This is a genomic window from Lysobacter sp. OAE881, from assembly GCF_040546665.1.
GTDB classification, from domain to species: domain Bacteria; phylum Pseudomonadota; class Gammaproteobacteria; order Xanthomonadales; family Xanthomonadaceae; genus Lysobacter_J; species Lysobacter_J soli.
Window position 1 is genome coordinate 2,992,658 of record NZ_JBEPOG010000001.1, and the last position, 15,971, is coordinate 3,008,628.

General features: G+C 68.8%; 15 protein-coding genes and 2 pseudogenes. 1 reads left to right on the top strand and 16 read right to left on the bottom strand.

What is annotated here, in order from left to right; all coding sequences use genetic code 11:
- Positions 1–24: 24 nt before the first annotated feature.
- From ABIE51_RS13790 to ABIE51_RS13840, 11 genes and pseudogenes are all read right to left on the bottom strand, one after another.
- Positions 25–1,665, bottom strand: coding sequence for an acyl-CoA dehydrogenase family protein (locus tag ABIE51_RS13790; RefSeq protein ID WP_192631158.1), 1,641 nt, complete (start codon positions 1,663–1,665; stop codon positions 25–27).
- Between the two features lie 72 nt (positions 1,666–1,737).
- Positions 1,738–3,009, bottom strand: a complete 1,272-nt coding sequence (locus tag ABIE51_RS13795; protein ID WP_192631159.1) for an FAD-dependent oxidoreductase — start codon at positions 3,007–3,009, stop codon at positions 1,738–1,740.
- A 111-nt stretch (positions 3,010–3,120) separates the two neighbouring features.
- Entirely contained in the window at positions 3,121–3,327 is a 207-nt protein-coding gene (locus ABIE51_RS13800; protein WP_115842987.1) for a cold-shock protein, read from the bottom strand.
- A gap of 96 nt (positions 3,328–3,423) precedes the next feature.
- Positions 3,424–4,189 (bottom strand): annotated as a pseudogene (locus ABIE51_RS13805) (S-methyl-5'-thioinosine phosphorylase).
- Positions 4,190–4,193: 4 nt separating this feature from the next.
- Positions 4,194–4,764 (bottom strand): annotated as a pseudogene (locus ABIE51_RS13810) (hypoxanthine-guanine phosphoribosyltransferase).
- A complete protein-coding gene (gene nagZ / locus ABIE51_RS13815; protein WP_192631161.1) occupies positions 4,764–5,759 on the bottom strand; it encodes a beta-N-acetylhexosaminidase in 996 nt (331 codons plus the stop codon). Before nagZ ends, ABIE51_RS13810 begins: the two are co-directional and overlap by 1 nt.
- Positions 5,760–5,868: 109 nt before the next feature.
- Positions 5,869–6,573 (bottom strand): DsbA family oxidoreductase, encoded by a 705-nt coding sequence (locus tag ABIE51_RS13820; protein ID WP_192631713.1) that lies wholly within the window; start codon positions 6,571–6,573, stop codon positions 5,869–5,871.
- A 41-nt stretch (positions 6,574–6,614) separates the two neighbouring features.
- Positions 6,615–7,130, bottom strand: coding sequence for a CYTH domain-containing protein (locus ABIE51_RS13825; RefSeq protein ID WP_192631162.1), 516 nt, complete (start codon positions 7,128–7,130; stop codon positions 6,615–6,617).
- 28 nt (positions 7,131–7,158) lie between these two features.
- Positions 7,159–8,502 carry a 23S rRNA (uracil(1939)-C(5))-methyltransferase RlmD gene (gene rlmD / locus ABIE51_RS13830; protein ID WP_192631163.1) on the bottom strand — a complete coding sequence of 448 codons (1,344 nt, stop codon included), beginning with the start codon at positions 8,500–8,502 and terminating at the stop codon, positions 7,159–7,161.
- 99 nt (positions 8,503–8,601) lie between these two features.
- Positions 8,602–9,222 (bottom strand): DUF1318 domain-containing protein, encoded by a 621-nt coding sequence (locus tag ABIE51_RS13835; RefSeq protein ID WP_157030656.1) that lies wholly within the window; start codon positions 9,220–9,222, stop codon positions 8,602–8,604.
- A gap of 94 nt (positions 9,223–9,316) precedes the next feature.
- The gene (locus ABIE51_RS13840; protein ID WP_192631164.1) at positions 9,317–11,353 is read right to left on the bottom strand and encodes a translocation/assembly module TamB domain-containing protein; all 2,037 of its coding nucleotides are present in this window, start codon (positions 11,351–11,353) and stop codon (positions 9,317–9,319) included.
- Positions 11,354–11,380: 27 nt separating this feature from the next.
- On the opposite strand from ABIE51_RS13840, the gene ABIE51_RS13845 reads away from it, so the two are divergent.
- Entirely contained in the window at positions 11,381–12,157 is a 777-nt protein-coding gene (locus tag ABIE51_RS13845) for a response regulator (RefSeq protein ID WP_192631165.1), read from the top strand.
- Here the strand turns inward: ABIE51_RS13845 and recO are convergent.
- The 5 genes from recO to lepB form a co-directional block, all read right to left on the bottom strand.
- On the bottom strand, positions 12,139–12,888 hold the full coding sequence (gene recO / locus ABIE51_RS13850; RefSeq protein WP_192631166.1) for a DNA repair protein RecO: 750 nt from the start codon (positions 12,886–12,888) through the stop codon (positions 12,139–12,141). The genes ABIE51_RS13845 and recO overlap by 19 nt on opposite strands.
- A gap of 87 nt (positions 12,889–12,975) precedes the next feature.
- Entirely contained in the window at positions 12,976–13,872 is an 897-nt protein-coding gene (gene era, locus ABIE51_RS13855; protein WP_115842977.1) for a GTPase Era, read from the bottom strand.
- A gap of 48 nt (positions 13,873–13,920) precedes the next feature.
- The gene (rnc, locus tag ABIE51_RS13860) at positions 13,921–14,580 is read right to left on the bottom strand and encodes a ribonuclease III (RefSeq protein WP_192631167.1); all 660 of its coding nucleotides are present in this window, start codon (positions 14,578–14,580) and stop codon (positions 13,921–13,923) included.
- A complete protein-coding gene (locus tag ABIE51_RS13865; protein WP_192631168.1) occupies positions 14,573–14,953 on the bottom strand; it encodes a DUF4845 domain-containing protein in 381 nt (126 codons plus the stop codon). Before ABIE51_RS13865 ends, rnc begins: the two co-directional genes overlap by 8 nt.
- A gap of 67 nt (positions 14,954–15,020) precedes the next feature.
- Positions 15,021–15,806 carry a signal peptidase I gene (gene lepB / locus ABIE51_RS13870; RefSeq protein WP_192631169.1) on the bottom strand — a complete coding sequence of 262 codons (786 nt, stop codon included), beginning with the start codon at positions 15,804–15,806 and terminating at the stop codon, positions 15,021–15,023.
- Positions 15,807–15,971 lie beyond the last annotated feature (165 nt).

The window sequence follows — 15,971 nt, forward strand, 5'->3', positions numbered from 1 at the left end:
ACGCCATAACTGCAAGGTGGGCGTTCACCCGTTCCACGCCCGCGCGATCAACGACCCCAGCTCGAAATCCCGCGGCAGCGTCCCGTACGCATTGCCGTGATCGCCGCCGATGCGCGTGCTGCAGAACGCCGCCGCCATCGGGCTGTCGTTTCGCAGCAGCAGGCTGGCCTGCAACGCCAGCGCCAGCGCTTCGACCCATCGCCGTGCTTCGACTTCGCCCGGCACCGTTCGGCCTTCCAGCACCGGACGCAACTCGGCGATCTCGGTGTCTAGGTCGGGGTCCACGTTCTGCGCCGCTTCCAGTTCGGCGAGCAGCGCGCGCCCGGTGTGGGGCTCGCGCTGCAACGCACGCAACACGTCGAGGCACTGGATGTTGCCGCTGCCTTCCCAGATCGAGTTCAACGGCGCTTGCCGATAGAGACGCGGCAGCAGCGATTCCTCGACGTAACCCGCTCCGCCCAGGCATTCCTGCGCTTCGTTGACGAAACCCGGCGCACGTCGGCACACCCAGTACTTCCCCACGGCGGTGGCGATGCGCGCGAACGCGGCCTCCTGCGGGTCATACGGTGCGCGATCGACCGCGCGCGCCACGCGCATCGCCAGCACGACGGCCGCTTCGGCTTCGATGGCCAGGTCCGCCAGCACGTTGCGCATCAGCGCGTGGTCGGCCAGCCGCTTGCCGAAGGTGGTCCGATGGTGCGTGTGATGCATAGCCTGCGCCAGCGCCATGCGCATCTCGGCGGCGGCACCGAGCATGCAGTCGAGCCGGGTGAGCATCACCATCTCGATGATCGTCGCCACGCCGCGGCCTTCGTCGCCGATGCGGTACGCCCAGGCGTCCATGAACTCCACTTCGGACGATGCGTTCGACCAGTCGCCGAGCTTGTCCTTCAAACGCATCAGGGCGAACGCGTTCTTCTGACCGTCCGGCGTCCAGCGCGGCAGCAGGAAACAGGTGAGGCCTCCGGTGGCCTGCGCCAGCACAAGGAAGGCGTCGGACATCGGCGCGGAAAAAAACCACTTGTGACCGACGAGGCGATATTCATTTTCGCCCGACAACGCAGTGGCGACCGTGCGGTTCGCGCGCACGTCGCTGCCGCCCTGCTTCTCGGTCATGCCCATGCCGATCGTGATGCCGAGCTTCTGGTCGCCCACGATGTCGCGCGGGTCGTAGAACGGCGAGGTCGCCTTGCCTTCCCAGCCGACCAGATCGGGCGCGTGCCGCAGCACGGGCACCGCCGCGTGCGTCATCGTCAGTGGGCAACTGGTGCCGGGCTCCACCTGGTGGTGCAGGTAACTCAGCGCCGCGCGGGCGACGTGCGCGCCCGGTCGCGGCTGTGTCCAGGAAAGGCCGGCGACGCCATGCTCGATCGCCGCCTGCATGATGCGGTGGTAATTCGGATGGAACTCGACCAGGTCGATGCGGTTCCCGAAGCGATCGTGCGTGCGCAGGCGCGGACGGTCGCGATGCGCATCGAAGCTCAGCCGGTAGAGTTCGTCGCCCGCGAGCGCGCCGTAGGTCGCCAGCGTTTCGGCGAAATCGCCGCCGCCTTCGCGCACCACCGCTTCGCGCAGCGCGGCATCGTCCTGCCACAGGTCGCGCGGGGCGAACTCGGGCGGCTGGTTCTCGACGCGATGCGTGGCGAACGGCGGCAGCGGGTCCATCTGCAGCTCCGGCATGGGTCTGGTGGCGTGGGGACGCGCGGAATGGATCGATTCTAGGCCGCGTACCGTCGGCTACGCGTTTTCGACGGCGAGCCGGCCGGTCGCGTTTGGCGTGCGTTCCGCCAGGGCGCTGACGAAGCCGGCGTCGAGCGGGTATGTCCCCATCCAGCCGCGACGGGTGCCGGTGAGCACGCGGAGCATCTGCCCGCGCCCGCCCGGCAGGCGCGACATCGGATGGAAAAGACGGTCCCGCAGCGCCGCCAGGCGGTCGCGTTCGGACTGGAACAACGGTGTGAGCCAGCGGCTCCAGAAGTGGTAGATGCCCAGATGATCCCGGCGGCTGCGCTCGTAATCGGCGAACGCATCGACGGGCCGCGCGTGCGTTCGCAGCGCGTCGCGCAGCGCGAGCGCGTCGGCCAGCGCCATGTTCACGCCCTGCCCCAGCTGCGGGCTCATCGCGTGGGCGGCGTCACCCATCAATACGGCGCGCCCGCAATGCCAGCGATGCTGCACGGTGTCGCGGTAGCGCGCCTGCGCCAGTCCCGACGGCACCGCCGTGGCGTGCAGGCGTTCGGCCGCTTCGGGCCAGACCGTAGCCACGTCGCGACGCCAGGCGGACTCATCGGTGCCGGCGTGCGGCAACTCGGCCGCAGGCAGGCTCCAGAAGAAACTCAGTCGCGGCACGGGATCGCCGGGACGCGTGCCGACCGGCAGCATGCCCGCCATGCGCCGCGCGCCGACGTAGCGCTGGCGTAGTTCGTCGGGAAACTCCCATGCGTCCTGCGCGACCAGGCACCACTGCGCGCCCCACGGGTACGGACGATCGAGCGCCGGCGCGGCGACCGCGCCGCGCAGCATCGATGCGGCGCCATCGGCGACGATGACGACGTCGAAGGCGCCGTGCTCCTCGCCCGCTTCGTCCCGAAGCACGCCGCGAGCGGTGTCCACCTCGACAATGCGCCGGCCGCAGTGCACGCGCCGGCCGTCGCGCCAGACGTCGTCGAGCAGGCCGAACAGCGCGCCGCGCTGCATGCCCAGGCCGAAGAAATGCGGCGCCAGCTCGCGGTAGCGCATGTCCATCACGGGCCGACCGTCCGTGGTCTCGCCGAAGAGTCGGCCGATGCGGGCGCCGTGCGCGAGCGCCTCGTCGAGCAGGCCGAGCTCCCACAACACCGCCAGCCCGGTCGGCTGGAGCAGGAAGCCCGCGCCGACCGGTCCGAGCACCGGCGCGCGTTCGAAGACCTCCACGTCGTGGCCGTCGCGCGTGAGCAGCAGCGCCGCGGCCTGGCCGGCGGTCCCGTAGCCGACGATCCCGATGCGCAATGTCGATCCCTGGCGCGTCATGTGATTCCCTTCAGAGGCCCGGATCCGTCGATCCCGGACAAAAAAAGGCCCCGCAGATGCGGGGCCTTCGAACGCGATGTGCGTGGTGCTCGGAGGGTTATCCCCGGAGGATCACGCGACCACGTTGATGTTGGACGCCTGGGCGCCCTTCGGGCCCTGCGTCAGCTCGTAGCTCACACGCTGGCCTTCCTGCAGGCTGCGGAAGCCCTTGGCGTTGATCGCGGAGAAGTGCGCGAACACATCTGCGCTGCCATCTTCGGGAGAAATGAACCCGAAGCCCTTGGCGTCGTTGAACCACTTCACGGTGCCGTACTGCATGTCCTTGTCAACCTCATGCTGGATGCGAGTCGCGCACCGACGCGGATGCGATCCGGAGCGCTCGGCGAGTATGCAAACTGAATGCCGGCTTGACAATCATCTTGTGGCACGGGCGCCGAGCAGCGCCGACAGGAGGCGCGGCAGGCCCGACGAGGCGGCGGCCACGTTGTCCAGCACGTCCTGCAGGGTGATGACCTCGTCCGGGTCCGGGCCGGCGCCGGCCGCCCAGTTGGCGACGATGGCCAGGCAGGCGTAGTCCAGGCCCATTTCGCGCGCGAGACCGGCTTCGGGCATCCCGGTCATGCCGACCAGGTCGCAGCCGTCGCGGCGCATGCGGACGATCTCCGCACGGGTCTCCAGACGGGGGCCCTGCGTGGCGCCGTAACAGCCGTCGGCCACCAGCGCGACGCCGGCCGAGGCCGCGGCGTCGATCACCGCCTGCCGGAGCGAGCGCGTGTACGGCTCGCCGAAGTCCACGTGCAGCACCTCGGTGCCGGGCTCCTCGCAGATCGTCGAGATGCGGCCCCAGGTGTAGTCGATCAGCTGGGTCCGGGCACGCCAGCACGCGCGGGCCGAAGCGCTCGGTAATGCCGCCGACCGTATTCAGCGCGAGCACGCGCGTGGCACCCAGCGCCTGCAGCGCGGCCAGGTTGGCGCGGTAGTTGATTTTGTGGGGCGGGAGCGAATGGCCTTCGCCATGGCGCGCGAGGAACGCCACACGGCGCCCGCCCAGCGTGCCCACGCGCACCGGCCCGGACAGTGCGCCGTAGTGCGTGACCGGCTGGTGCGTCTCGACGTCCTGCAGGTCGGCCAGCTTGTACAGGCCCGTGCCGCCGATGACGGCCAATGCGATATCGGTCATCGGTTCAGTCCTTCAGCGCATAGATCGCCGGCAGGTTGCGGCCCTGCTCGTGGTAATCCATGCCGTAGCCGAAGACGTAGCGATCCGGCACGTCGACGCCGACGTAATCGGCGCAGATGCCTTCGACGCAGCGGTCGTGCTTTTTCACCGCCAGTGCGGCGATGCGCACGTCGCGCGCGCCCTGCCTCCAGGCACCAGTCGCGGATCGCGGCTAGCGTGTGGCCTTCGTCGAGGATGTCGTCGGCGAGCAGCACGCGACGGTTCTTCAGCGGCGTCGCCGGGCGGTGCTTCCACACCAGTTCGCCGCCGGAGGTCTCGCCGCGGTAGCGCGTGGCGTGCAGGTAGTCGAATTCGAGGTCCTGTCCCAGCGCGCCCAGCTCCATCGCCAGTTGTGCGGCGAACGGCATGCCGCCGTGCATGACGGTCAGATACACCGGCACGTCGGCAGCGGTGTAGTCGGCGTCGATCTGGCGCGCCATGCGTGCGATCGCCTGTTCCAGCGTGGCGCGATCCAGGAGCAGATCGGAATTGGCCAGCGCGGCGGCCAGGTCGTGCGTGTTCGCAATGGTGTCCATCAAGCCAGTCCTTCCTGCCGGTTGCGGGCGGCGTCGTAGCGGGCGTCGGCGAGCAGGCCGTCCCATCCCAGCGCGCCGCGGCCGATCAGGCCGGCGAGCGCCATCGTGTTGAGCTTTCGGCCTTCGACCGCCGCGAGCGCGTCTTCGACCAGTTGCGGGTGGCAGACGAGGATCGCGTCGCAGCCGGCGTCGTAATGCGCGTCGATCCGTCCCTTGACGCCGCCCGGATGTTCGCCGGCCTTCATGCCGATGTCGTCGGTGAAGACGACGCCGCGGAAATGCATCTCGCCGCGCAGGATCTCCTCGATCCAGCGCTTCGAAAAACCGGCAGGTTCCGGCGCCACGGCCGGGTACTTCACGTGCGCCATCATCACCGCGTCGGCCTTGGCGTCGATGCCGGCGACGAAGGGCACCAGGTCGTTCGCGCGCAGTTCGTCGAGCGAACGCGGATCGATCGCCTCGTTGAAATGCGTGTCGGCCAGCACCGAGCCGTGGCCCGGGAAATGCTTCAGCGTCGCCGGCATGCCGGCGCCGTGCATGCCGCGGATGTAGGCGCGGGTGAATTCGGCGACGACCGCGGGATCCTCGGAGAACGCGCGATTGCCGATGGCGAGGTTGCCGCGGCCGAGGTCCGCGACCGGCGCGAAGCTCAGGTCCACGCCGCTGGCGAGCACTTCTTTCGCCATCAGCCAGGCGTGTTCCTCGGCCAGCTTGAGGGCGGCCGCGGGATCGGCGGCGTAACGCCTGCCGAAACCGTCCAGCGGCGGCAGCGCGCTGTAGCCGTCACGGAAGCGCTGCACGCGTCCGCCTTCCTGGTCGACACAGACCAGCTGCGGGCGCGGTGCCGCTTCGCGGATGGACGCCGACAGTTCGGCGACCTGCGCCTTCGACGCGAAGTTGCGGCTGAACAGGATCACGCCGGCGCAGGCGTCGTGCTGCAGCCAGTCGCGCTCCTGCGCGGTGAGTTCGGTGCCGGCCACGCCGATCACGAGCATGCGGAAGACTCCGGTTGTCTGGGCCGCGCCCGTTGCGCGGGCCCGCATTGTCGCGCAGATGCCCGAACGGGGCATCCGCACATGTCTGGCTTGCGTGAAGGCGCCGGCGTCAGACCGCGCAGCCGTCCGGGCCGCAGGCGTCGCCCGACGCGTGTTCGTCCGACGGGCGCGCTTCCACGCCGAGGCGCTCGAACACCTGCGCGAACACCGCCGGCGTCTGCGCGCCCTGCACCGCCAGGCGTCCGTCGAAGACGAATGTCGGCACCGCCTGGATGCCCAGCGAGTGGGCCTGCGCGAGCTGCGCGCGGACTTCGGCGATGCCTTCGTCCGAGTCCAGCATCTGCCGCACGCGTGCTTCCGGCAGCCCGCCTTCGGCGCCAGCGTCGATCAGCGTCTGCACGTCGGCGAGATTGCGGCCTTCGGCGAAGTGCGCACGAAACAGCGCTTCGCCCACCTTGTCCGCATCGCCTTCGCGGCCGGCGAGCCACACCAGGCGATGCGCCTTGAGCGTGCTCACGCGCACCTGGCCGCGATCGAAATCGAACGGCAGGCCTTCGGCGCGACCGGTGGCCTGCGTCTGCGACAGGATCTGCTCGGTGCGCTCGGCGCCGCCGAACTTCTTTTCGTAGGCCTCGCGCAGTGGCACGGGGGTGTCGCCGGCCGCGTCGTTCAAATCCGGATCGAGCTGGAACGCGTGCCAGTGGATCTCGGCCGTGCGGCCCTTCTCGCCCAGCTGCGCCAGCGCTTCACGCAGGCGGTGCATGCCGATCCAGCACCAGGGGCAGACCACGTCGGACCAGATGTCGATACGCAAAGGGGTGTTGTCCATGGACTCGAAATGGGGCCGCGGTGCCCTTACGCAACCAGGCCCGCGCGCTCGTCCGCGCTCCATTGCGCGTACGGACGCGTGGCGAGCGCGAGGTTGTAGTAGCGCGACGATTCGGTGACTTCCGCGCCGATCCACTCCGGCCGCGCGAAGGCTTCATCCGCGCTGGACAACTCGATCTCCGCCACCACCAACCCCGCGTTGTCGCCAAGGAACTCGTCGACTTCCCACAGGTGGCCTTCGTGCTGCACGTAGTGGCGGTGCTTGTCGACCAGCCCGCCTACGCACAGCGCGAGCAGCGCGCGCGCATCGGCGACGGGGATGGCGTAGTCGAACTCCTGCCGCGTGTGGCCGAGTTCGCGCGACTTGAGGTTGAGGAACGCCTCGTCGCCGGCGATGCGCACGCGCACCGACGCCTTCATCGCGCCCTCGTCCATCGCCTTCTGGTCGTTGATGTACCCCTGCGCCATCGGCACGACCTCGCGTGCGGCCGCGCGCCAGCCGTCGCCGGTGACCAGGAACTTGCGTTCGATTTCGAGTGCCATGCGGTGTGTCCTGTGCGGGCGATCGCGATCAGCGCTCGAACAGCGCGATCGATTCCACGTGCGCGGTGTGCGGGAACATGTCCATCACGCCGGCGGCCTTGAGCTTCCAGCCGCGCTCCTTCACCAGGAAACCGGCGTCGCGTGCGAGCGAGGCCGGATGGCAGCTGACGTAGACGATACGGTCGAACTGTTTCAGCGGCAGCTGCGCCAGCACGACGTCGGCGCCCGAGCGCGGCGGGTCGAGCAGCAGCTTGTCGAAGGGCGCCTTCATCCAGCTCTCGCCGGACAGGTCCTTCGCGAGGTCCGCCGCATGGAACTGCGCATTCGCGATGCCGTTGTGCGCGGCGTTCTCGCGCGCGCGACGCACCAGCCCCGCCTCGCCTTCCACGCCCACCACTTCGCGCACCTGGCGCGCCAGTGGCAGCGTGAAATTGCCCAGGCCCGCGAACAGGTCGAGCACGCGATCTTCGGGCCTGGGATCGAGCAGATCGAGCGCCAGCTGGATCATCTTGCCGTTGAGGCCGGCGTTGACCTGGATGAAGTCCAGCGGGCGGAACAGGAATTCCAGGTTCCACTGCGGCAGCGAAAACGCCAGCTTCGGCGTTTCGGGCCACAGCGCGTGCACGGTGTCCAGGCCGCCGGGCTGGAGGAAGATCGCGAACCCGTGCGCCTTGCCGAACGCGACGAGCGCCTCGCGATCACCGTCGGTGAGCGGCACCAGGTGGCGGATCGTCAGCGCGACGCCGCTGAAGGCCTCGCCATGCGAACCATCCTGCGCGTCACCGGCGATGAACTCGATCTGCGGGATCTCGCGCCGTGCCTGCATGCCGTCCACCAGCGCGGCGAGTTCGGGCAGCTTCGACGCGATCTGCGGCATGACCGTGTGGCATTCGCGGATGTCGGCGACGAAGCGCGGATCGGTTTCGCGGAAGCCGACCAGCGTCTTGTCCTTCTTCTCGACGCGACGCACCGAGAAACGGCCCTTGCGGCGATAGCCCCACGATGTGTCGACCAGCGGCGGCAGGATGCGTTCGGGCGCGACGTGGCCGATGCGCTCGAAGTTCTCCATGAGCACGCGCTGCTTGGCGAGGATCTGCCTGCCCTCGTCGTAATGCTGCATGGCGCAGCCACTGCACACGCCGAAGTGCGCGCAGCGCGGCGCGACGCGTTCGGGGGCGGCTTCCAGGACTTCGACGGTCTTCGCCTCGTCGAAACTGCGATGGCGACCGGTCTGCGAGGCCATGACGCGCTCGCCGGGCAGCGCGCCGGCAACGAACACGGCCTTGCCGTCGGGACGGCGGGCCACGCCGCGGCCGTCGTGGGTCAGGTCGGTGATGAGGACTTCGAAGGGGGTTTGATCGATGCGGGCCACAGCGGCTGGCGGTACTGCTCAACAAGGCCGCGTATTGTCGCAGATCGAGCGAGCCCGCCCGACCTGCCCCCCTCCCATTGCGGGAGAGGGGCGTTCAGGTCACTTCTGGCGCCAGCCGCCACCGGCGTCCTGCACCCACCAGCCCGGCCGCGCGCTGTCGACCCACTGGCGCGCGAACACGGCGCGGATCTGCTGCTCCCATTCGGGATGATCGTTGGCCACGGCGATTTCGCGATAGACGGCGCGGGCGTCGCGATTCTGTTCGGCGACGGCCTGGTTCACGCCGACGCGCTGCGGCAGCGGGATCTTGGCCGCGTCGCGCACGTCGATGGTGCCGTCGTTGGCGATGCCCAGCGCACCGGATTCGAAATGCGCCTTGAGCTGGCCGTCGAAACGCTGCGCCATGCGCGCCTGGATCGACTGGATCGCCGGCGTCTTGATCGTGATGTCCGGCTGGCCCTGCGCCTGCGCGGTGCCGATGCCCATCAGCGACAACCAATCGATGCGCGAGGCGAGCGAACGCTCCGCCGACGGCACGTAGGCGCTCTGGCCGCCCGGCTTTTCCTGCGGTTTCGGCGCGGGCTGCGCGTCGTCGCCGATCACCTTCTCGACGAACTCGCGCGCCGCTTCCTTCGCCTCGGCGGCGGGGAAGTACACGTTGATCGTGACGCAGGCGGTCAGCGCGACCGCTGCCACCGGGATGCCCATCCAACGACGCATGACGATTTCTCCTGTTGATCCGATGCCGGTCAGCACGTGCGTGCGGCCGGCGCGATGCAGCGAAACTTACCCGAAGCGAGCGACCGGCAGCCAATCAGTCGAAGACCGGCTTCACGTCGCCCGTGCTGGCGGCCTTCAACCGTTCCAGCAGAGTCGGCCAGTCCACGTCGCGGTTGAACCCCACCACCGCCAGCCGCGGCAGGCCGGCCCCTTCGACGATAGTGAATCCGTTGCCGGCTGAACCCAGACCGCTCATCCGGCAGACCTGGTCGCCGAGATAGCACGACAGGCCGATGCGGCGATAGCCGAAATCGTCGAACAGCCCGATCAGCTGCGACTGCAGCGAACTGACGAAGGAGGCGTCGGACACGCTCGACAGGTCCTGCACCGCGCGCTGGCTGATGCGCTGGCGCACGCCGGCGCGGCGCGCGGCATCGGCGTCGGTGGCGATGGCGGCCTCGAACGCGACCGGCTGCCAGTCGACCAGCCGAAGCCGGTCGAAGCGGCCGTCGAGCTTTCCGGTGATTTCGCCGAAACCGAGCACGCCGGTCAGCGACTGCAGGTCGATGTCCTCGAAGGCGATGTCCGACGACAGCGTTGGCGCGACGCCGAACGGTCGCTCCATCGCCAGCGACGACACCTGGACCGTGCCGCCGAACAGCTGCACCGACAGGCCGCCTTCGAAATCGAGGCGGTCGTCGGCGTAGCGCGCTTCCGGAATGTGGCCGGTGAGCTCGCCGGTGAACGCCGGCCAGCCCAGCGCCTGTGCGAGCTGCGCGATGTCCAGCCGGTCCAGGTCCAGGCCGAAGCGGATCTGCAGCCCCTGCCCGTCCGCCGGCGGCCGCAGGCTGAGGTGGTCGACCGACACATTGCCGCCGAGCATCGCCATGGTCGACGCCTCGCGCAGGCGCAACTCGCCGGCATCGCTCACGAAAGGCAGCCGCGCCGGACCAAACGCGAGGCCGTGCAGGCGACCGCCGGTCCAGCGCAGTTCGCTTTCGAGCTGTTCGGCGCGGGAAAAACGCACGTCGCCTTCGAGCCCGGCGAAATCGAACCGCCCACGCGGGTCGTCGATCGCCACGCCGTGCGGCACGAAGGCCGCTTCGTGCACGGTGCCTTCGTCCATGCGCAGCTGGACGTCGGCCGCGCCGCGCAGTTGGAGGTCCGCCAGTCCCGCCAGGCCGAGGAAGCCGGTGAGATAGCCATCGCGCATCGGCGCCAGATCGGTGCTGCGTGCGCGCACGTCGAGCGAGCGTAGCGACGCGTCCGCGCTGAGGTCCGCGCTCCCCTGCGCCGTGAGCACGCCGGGGTCGTCCCAGCGGAATTGCGGAATCCGCCAGCCCTCGGCGCCGTTTTGGGTCGCCAGCAGGTCGACCGCGACGCGTCGCTTCTGCAACGCGATGTACGCGTTGCCGAACAGCAGGTCGCCGCCGAGCAGCGCGCCGTCGATGGCGAAGCTCATGTTGGTGCCGAAGGTCGCATCGAGCGTCGCCTGCGCGGAAAGGTTTTCGCCAGCGGTGAGACCGTCGGCCGTATCGAAGCCGACGCCCGTCAGGCGCAGCGGGCCGGTGACGCGCAGTGGCGCGTTGGCGGGCGCACGCACGTCGATCCGCCCATCGAGCGTGCCCTTGCCGAACCGTCCGGCCGCCCAGGCCTGCGACACCAGCGCCTGCGCCCACGTAACCGGGACGTGCGCCAGGTCGATGCGCGTGAGGTCGGGCGTCCGGCTTTCGCGATTCAGGGCGATGCGGCTGCGACCCCGGGACAGGCTCGCGTCGGTGCGTGCGTCATCGATATCGATGGCCAGCGTCAGCGCGGCGCTTCGCCCCTCACGCACGGCGCCTTCACACTGCCACCGGTTTCCTGCATGCGACAGTGGACACTGCCAGGTGACGTCACGGAAGCGGTAACCCAGCCCCGGCGCGTCGATGCGCGCGGCCTGCAGGCGCAACACGCCCTGGGTCGCCGAGTCGGGCCAGTCGAGCTGGACGCGAACGCCTTCCAGCGTCGCGACCGCGGTGCGTATTCTGGCGATCTTCGCCTGGGCAGTCGCCGCGGAAGCGGCATCGGTCCACGCGGCGAACGCGATGGCCGATGCAACCAGCAGCAGGCGTAAGATCGAACACGACATCCGATCAGCATACCGACAGGACGCGAAATGCCGATGATGCGCGACACACTTCCCCGCATCCTGCTCGTCGAGGACGATCCGACCAGCCAGGCCTTCCTAACTGCCGCGTTGCGCGCCACGCCGGCCGAGGTCGACGCGGTCGACACGATGGGCGCGGCGCTGGTGCTGGCGGCATCGCAGACCTACGCGGCCTGGATGATCGACGCCCGGTTGCCCGACGGCAGCGGCGCGGAACTGCTGGCGAGACTGCGCGAACGCGACACGCGCACACCGGCCATCGCCCACACGGCCGCGCACGAATCCGACGTGCTCGATGCGCTGGTCGCGGCAGGCTTCGCGGAAGCGCTGGTGAAGCCGATGCCCGCCGCCACGCTGCAGTCGGCATTGCGCCGCGTGCTGGGGTCAGCCGCCGACGAGGCGCCCACGGCCGAACTGGCCATCGTCGAGGACGTTCCGCTGTGGGACGACGACGCGGCCTCACTCGCGCTCAACGGTAACCGCACGCACGTGGAAACGCTGCGCGAACTGTTCGTGCAGGAACTGACGAAGTCGGTGTATGCGATTTCCACCGCGGCCGAGCGCGGCGACCTGGATTCGGTGCGCGGCGACCTGCATCGACTGCGTGCGAGCTGCGGCTTCGTCGGTGCGCAGCGACTGGCGGCGGCCGTGCAGGCGTTGCAGCAGGATCCTGCATCGCCGGCACGACTCGATGCGCTGGAGCACATCGCGCACGAGACCCTGGCGCACGCCGGCGTGGTGCCGCATCCGGCGCCGATCGTGGAAGCTCAGTCGGCTGCGTTCTGATCCCGCGGTCGCGACACGCGGTTCAACTCGGCGAGCATGTCCCACGATTTCAGGCCGCGTGGCCCCAGATGGTGCGCGAGCACGTCGCGCATCGCACGGCGAAGGCCGGGCAGATCGTCGGTTTCAGGCACGAGGTCGGCCGCCAGCGCCAGCAGTCCGCGGCCGGTCGCGGCGCGGCTTCGATCGCCATGGCCGCGATCGCTCAACACGCGGCGCGGCCCGTATTCGGGCTCCAGCCGGTATCGCGCGGCGGGATCGATCGGCGCGCCTTCGCCGTCGTGCGACAGGTCGAAGCCGAAACCGAGCGCATCGATCAGGTCGCGCTCATAGCGGCGCAACGTCCACGCCAGCGGCTCACCGGCGCCCAGCCGCGCGCGGGCACGGCCGTAGGCGTCGTAGAGCTCGGACGACGGATCCTGTCGAGGCGCCAGGCGGAGGGTGAGTTCGTTGAGGTAGAAGCCCGATAGCATCGCCTCGCCCGACAGGCGCGGCGCGACGTCGAGCGCCTCGGCGGTGTTGAGGCGGGCGAGTTCGCCGACCTGCACGGCGTCGAGGCGGATCCACTGCAGCGGCTGCAAGGCCGCGCGCAGGAGCTGCTTCTTCGGCCCCTGCACGCCGCGCGCGACCAGGCCGAGCCGGCCGTGATGTTCGCTCAGCACTTCCACCAGCAGGCTGGTCTCGCGCCACGGGCGCGCATGCAGGACGAAGGCGGATTCGGCGCTAAGTCGCATGAGGGCCGGGGCGGCGGATCAAGGTAGAAGACCACATCGGCTGGTTCGGTTTCGGGTTCGCACCAGGGCCACGGCGTCCGTCGCGGATCAGTCGTGGTAGCCGAACGCCCGCAGTGCCGCTTCGTCGTCCGACCAGCCTTCGCGTACGCGCACCCAGGTTTCCAGGAACACCTTGCTGCCGAACAGGCGTTCCATCTGCTGGCGGGCCTTCGCGCCGATCTCGCGCAGGCGCTCGCCGCCCTTGCCGATGACGATCGCCTTCTGACCATCGCGCTCGACCCAGATCACCGCGCCGATGCGCAGCAGGTTGCCGTCGACCTCGAACTTCTCGATCTCCACCGTCGTCGCGTACGGAAGCTCTTCGCCAAGCTGGCGCATCAGCTGTTCGCGCACCATTTCGCCGGCGAGGAAGCGCTGGCTCTTGTCGGTGATCTCGTCTTCCCCGTACAGCGCGGGCTGCTCGGGCATCAGCGCCAGCACGTCCTTCACAAGTGGTTCCAGCCCCTTGCGGCGGAGCGCGGAAATCGGGTGCACGGCGGCGAAGTCGCGCCCGTCGCTCACCTTCGCGAGGAACGGCAGCAGTGTGGTCTTGTCCTTGATGCGGTCGACCTGGTTGGCGACCAGCACCACCGGCACGCCGCCCTTCTTCAGCGCGTCGTAGGCCAGCGAGTCCTCGTCGTCCCACTGGCCGGCGCGCACTACGAGGATTGCGGCGTCGACGCCCTCGAGCGCACCACGGGCGGCGCGATTCATCCATCGGTTCATCGCACGCTTCTGCTCGCGATGGATACCAGGCGTGTCGACCAGCAGCAGCTGGCCTTCGGGGAAAGTCGCGATCCCTAGCAACTGGTGCCGCGTGGTCTGCGGGCGATCGGAGGTGATGCTGACCTTCGCGCCGACCAGGGCGTTGACCAGCGTGGATTTGCCGACGTTCGGACGGCCGATGACGGCCACGTGGCCGGCTCGATGGGCGGGGGTATTCATCCGGGAATTGTAAGGCGCCTTACCGGGCCCGTACGGAGGATGACGCTGTCAGCGTTCCTGCAGCAGCTCCAGGACGGCCTCGGCCGCCGCCTGTTCGGCCGCCCGTCGAGAGGTTCCGACGCCCTCGGCCGTCACCGGTGGGTGACTCAGCGCACAGCTGACCTGGAAGCTCTTGGCATGTTCTTCGCCCGTCTCGCCGAGCAGCGTGTAAACCGGCAGCGGCTTCTGGCGGGCCTGGAGCCACTCCTGCAGCCGTGTCTTGGCGTCCTTGCCGACCTTGTTCGGCGGAGGCAGCGCGGCAATGGCCGATTCGAACCACGGCATCACCGCGGCGCGGCAGGTCGGAAAGTCGGAGTCGAGATAGATCGCCGCGATCAGTGCCTCGAGGGCATCCGCCAGGATGGAGTCGCGGCGATGGCCGCCGGATTTCATCTCGCCGGGCCCCAGGGTGAGCCGGGGACCGAGATCCAGGGTACGGGCAATCGGCGCAAGCGCCGATTCACGCACCAGCTCGGCGCGCGCCCGGGTGAGCGCGCCTTCGTCCGCGCGTGGCCAGTGCTCGTACAGCGCCTCGGCGACGATCAGGTTGACCAGCGCGTCGCCCAGGAACTCCAGCCGCTCGTTGTGCGGTGCGCCCGCACTGCGGTGCGTCAGGGCCTGCTGCAGCAGATCCGGACGCGAGAAACGATGGCCGATGAGATCAGTCATCTCCGCCAGAGCGCGAGAGTAGCTGGTCGGCGTTGAAGTGGCCGACGATGTCGAAGTTGGCGATCAGCGGGCGACGCACCTCGTAGTCCACCGTCATCATGTAGCCGGCGCCCCTGCGCTCGAGCTTGACGTTGGCGGGCTTCACGTTGTCGGCATAGCTGATATAGAGCCGCCGGAAGAATGCATCCTTGATACGTGCCGGATCCTTCTGGCTGAGGCCTGCTTCCTGCGACATCTGCTTCAGCGCCTGCTTCACGGCGAAGTATTCCGAATACATCGGAATGACCTTCATGCCCATGTAGATGAACACGCCGACCACCGCCAGCACGAGGATGAACCCGATCAGGGTCATGCCGCTCTGAGTACGCTTCATTTATCGATCCCCCATGTTTGCATTGCGTGCGCCCCGCCGGCGCTTTCCCCTCGCCGACGGGTGATTGTTACCGGATCCTGCTGCCGATGCGCGAAGTGTCCACGCCGCCGTCAAAGTTCATCCAGATCAGGAACGCCTTACCGCGCAGGTTTTCTTCCGGCAGGAAGCCCCAGTATCGGCTGTCTTCGCTGTTGTCGCGGTTGTCGCCCATCACGAAATAGTGTCCCGGCGGGACGATCCAGTCGCCTTCACCCTGGTCGATGAACGGCAGGTTGGTGCGCTCGAGCACGTGGTGCTGGCGGCCCAGGAGGTCTTCCTGCAGTTCCTCGGCGCCGGTCATCTCGGTGCCGTTGCCCTTGCCCTGGTAGACGCCGATCGGCGCGTACGCCAGGGCCTTCCCGTTCACGCTGACCTGGTTGTCGTGGTAGCCGACGCGATCGCCCGGCAGGCCCACCACGCGCTTGATCCAGTCTTGGTCCGGATGGTGCGGCGGCCGGAAGACCACCACATCGCCGCGCTGCGGCTCGCCGATGCCGATCACCTTGTGGTTGTTGATCGGCAGGCGCAGGCCGTAGGTGAACTTGTTGACGAGGATGAAGTCGCCCGTCAGCAGCGTCGGCATCATCGAGTTGGACGGGATGCGGAAGGGCTCGGCCACGAAGCTGCGCAGGATGAGCACCACCGCGAGCACCGGGAAGAACGCCTTGGAATAGTCGACGACGATGGGTTCCTTGCCGTCGTCCAGCAGGCCCTGCCGCGCTTCGCGACGCTTGGCCAGCACCAGCTTGTCGAGCAGCCAGACCAGGCCGGTGAACAGCGTCAGGACGACCAGGGCGATTTCAAACCAGCGCATGCATGCTCCTTTGCAGAGCGGGAAACGGGACGAGCGGGAAAACCATCGGGGACATCGCAACGGGGCGGAACGACCGGCCGGCTGCGCAGGTCGCTCCCCGGCAACCTGCTACGGCGAGGATAGCGGCGTGCGTGCCGTCCGTCATGGGCGAATCCTTGCCACAGC

Bases quoted from the DNA above. Each gene is read 5' to 3' on its own strand.
- ABIE51_RS13790 (WP_192631158.1), bottom strand. From the start codon at position 1,665: ATGGACCCGCTGCCGCCGTTCGCCACGCATCGCGTCGAGAACCAGCCG.
- ABIE51_RS13795 (WP_192631159.1), bottom strand. From the start codon at position 3,009: ATGACGCGCCAGGGATCGACATTGCGCATCGGGATCGTCGGCTACGGG.
- ABIE51_RS13800 (WP_115842987.1), bottom strand. From the start codon at position 3,327: ATGCAGTACGGCACCGTGAAGTGGTTCAACGACGCCAAGGGCTTCGGG.
- nagZ (WP_192631161.1), bottom strand. From the start codon at position 5,759: ATGCTCGTGATCGGCGTGGCCGGCACCGAACTCACCGCGCAGGAGCGC.
- ABIE51_RS13825 (WP_192631162.1), bottom strand. From the start codon at position 7,130: ATGGCACTCGAAATCGAACGCAAGTTCCTGGTCACCGGCGACGGCTGG.
- ABIE51_RS13835 (WP_157030656.1), bottom strand. From the start codon at position 9,222: ATGCGTCGTTGGATGGGCATCCCGGTGGCAGCGGTCGCGCTGACCGCC.
- ABIE51_RS13840 (WP_192631164.1), bottom strand. From the start codon at position 11,353: ATGTCGTGTTCGATCTTACGCCTGCTGCTGGTTGCATCGGCCATCGCG.
- ABIE51_RS13845 (WP_192631165.1), top strand. From the start codon at position 11,381: ATGCCGATGATGCGCGACACACTTCCCCGCATCCTGCTCGTCGAGGAC.
- recO (WP_192631166.1), bottom strand. From the start codon at position 12,888: ATGCGACTTAGCGCCGAATCCGCCTTCGTCCTGCATGCGCGCCCGTGG.
- era (WP_115842977.1), bottom strand. From the start codon at position 13,872: ATGAATACCCCCGCCCATCGAGCCGGCCACGTGGCCGTCATCGGCCGT.
- rnc (WP_192631167.1), bottom strand. From the start codon at position 14,580: ATGACTGATCTCATCGGCCATCGTTTCTCGCGTCCGGATCTGCTGCAG.
- ABIE51_RS13865 (WP_192631168.1), bottom strand. From the start codon at position 14,953: ATGAAGCGTACTCAGAGCGGCATGACCCTGATCGGGTTCATCCTCGTG.
- lepB (WP_192631169.1), bottom strand. From the start codon at position 15,806: ATGCGCTGGTTTGAAATCGCCCTGGTCGTCCTGACGCTGTTCACCGGC.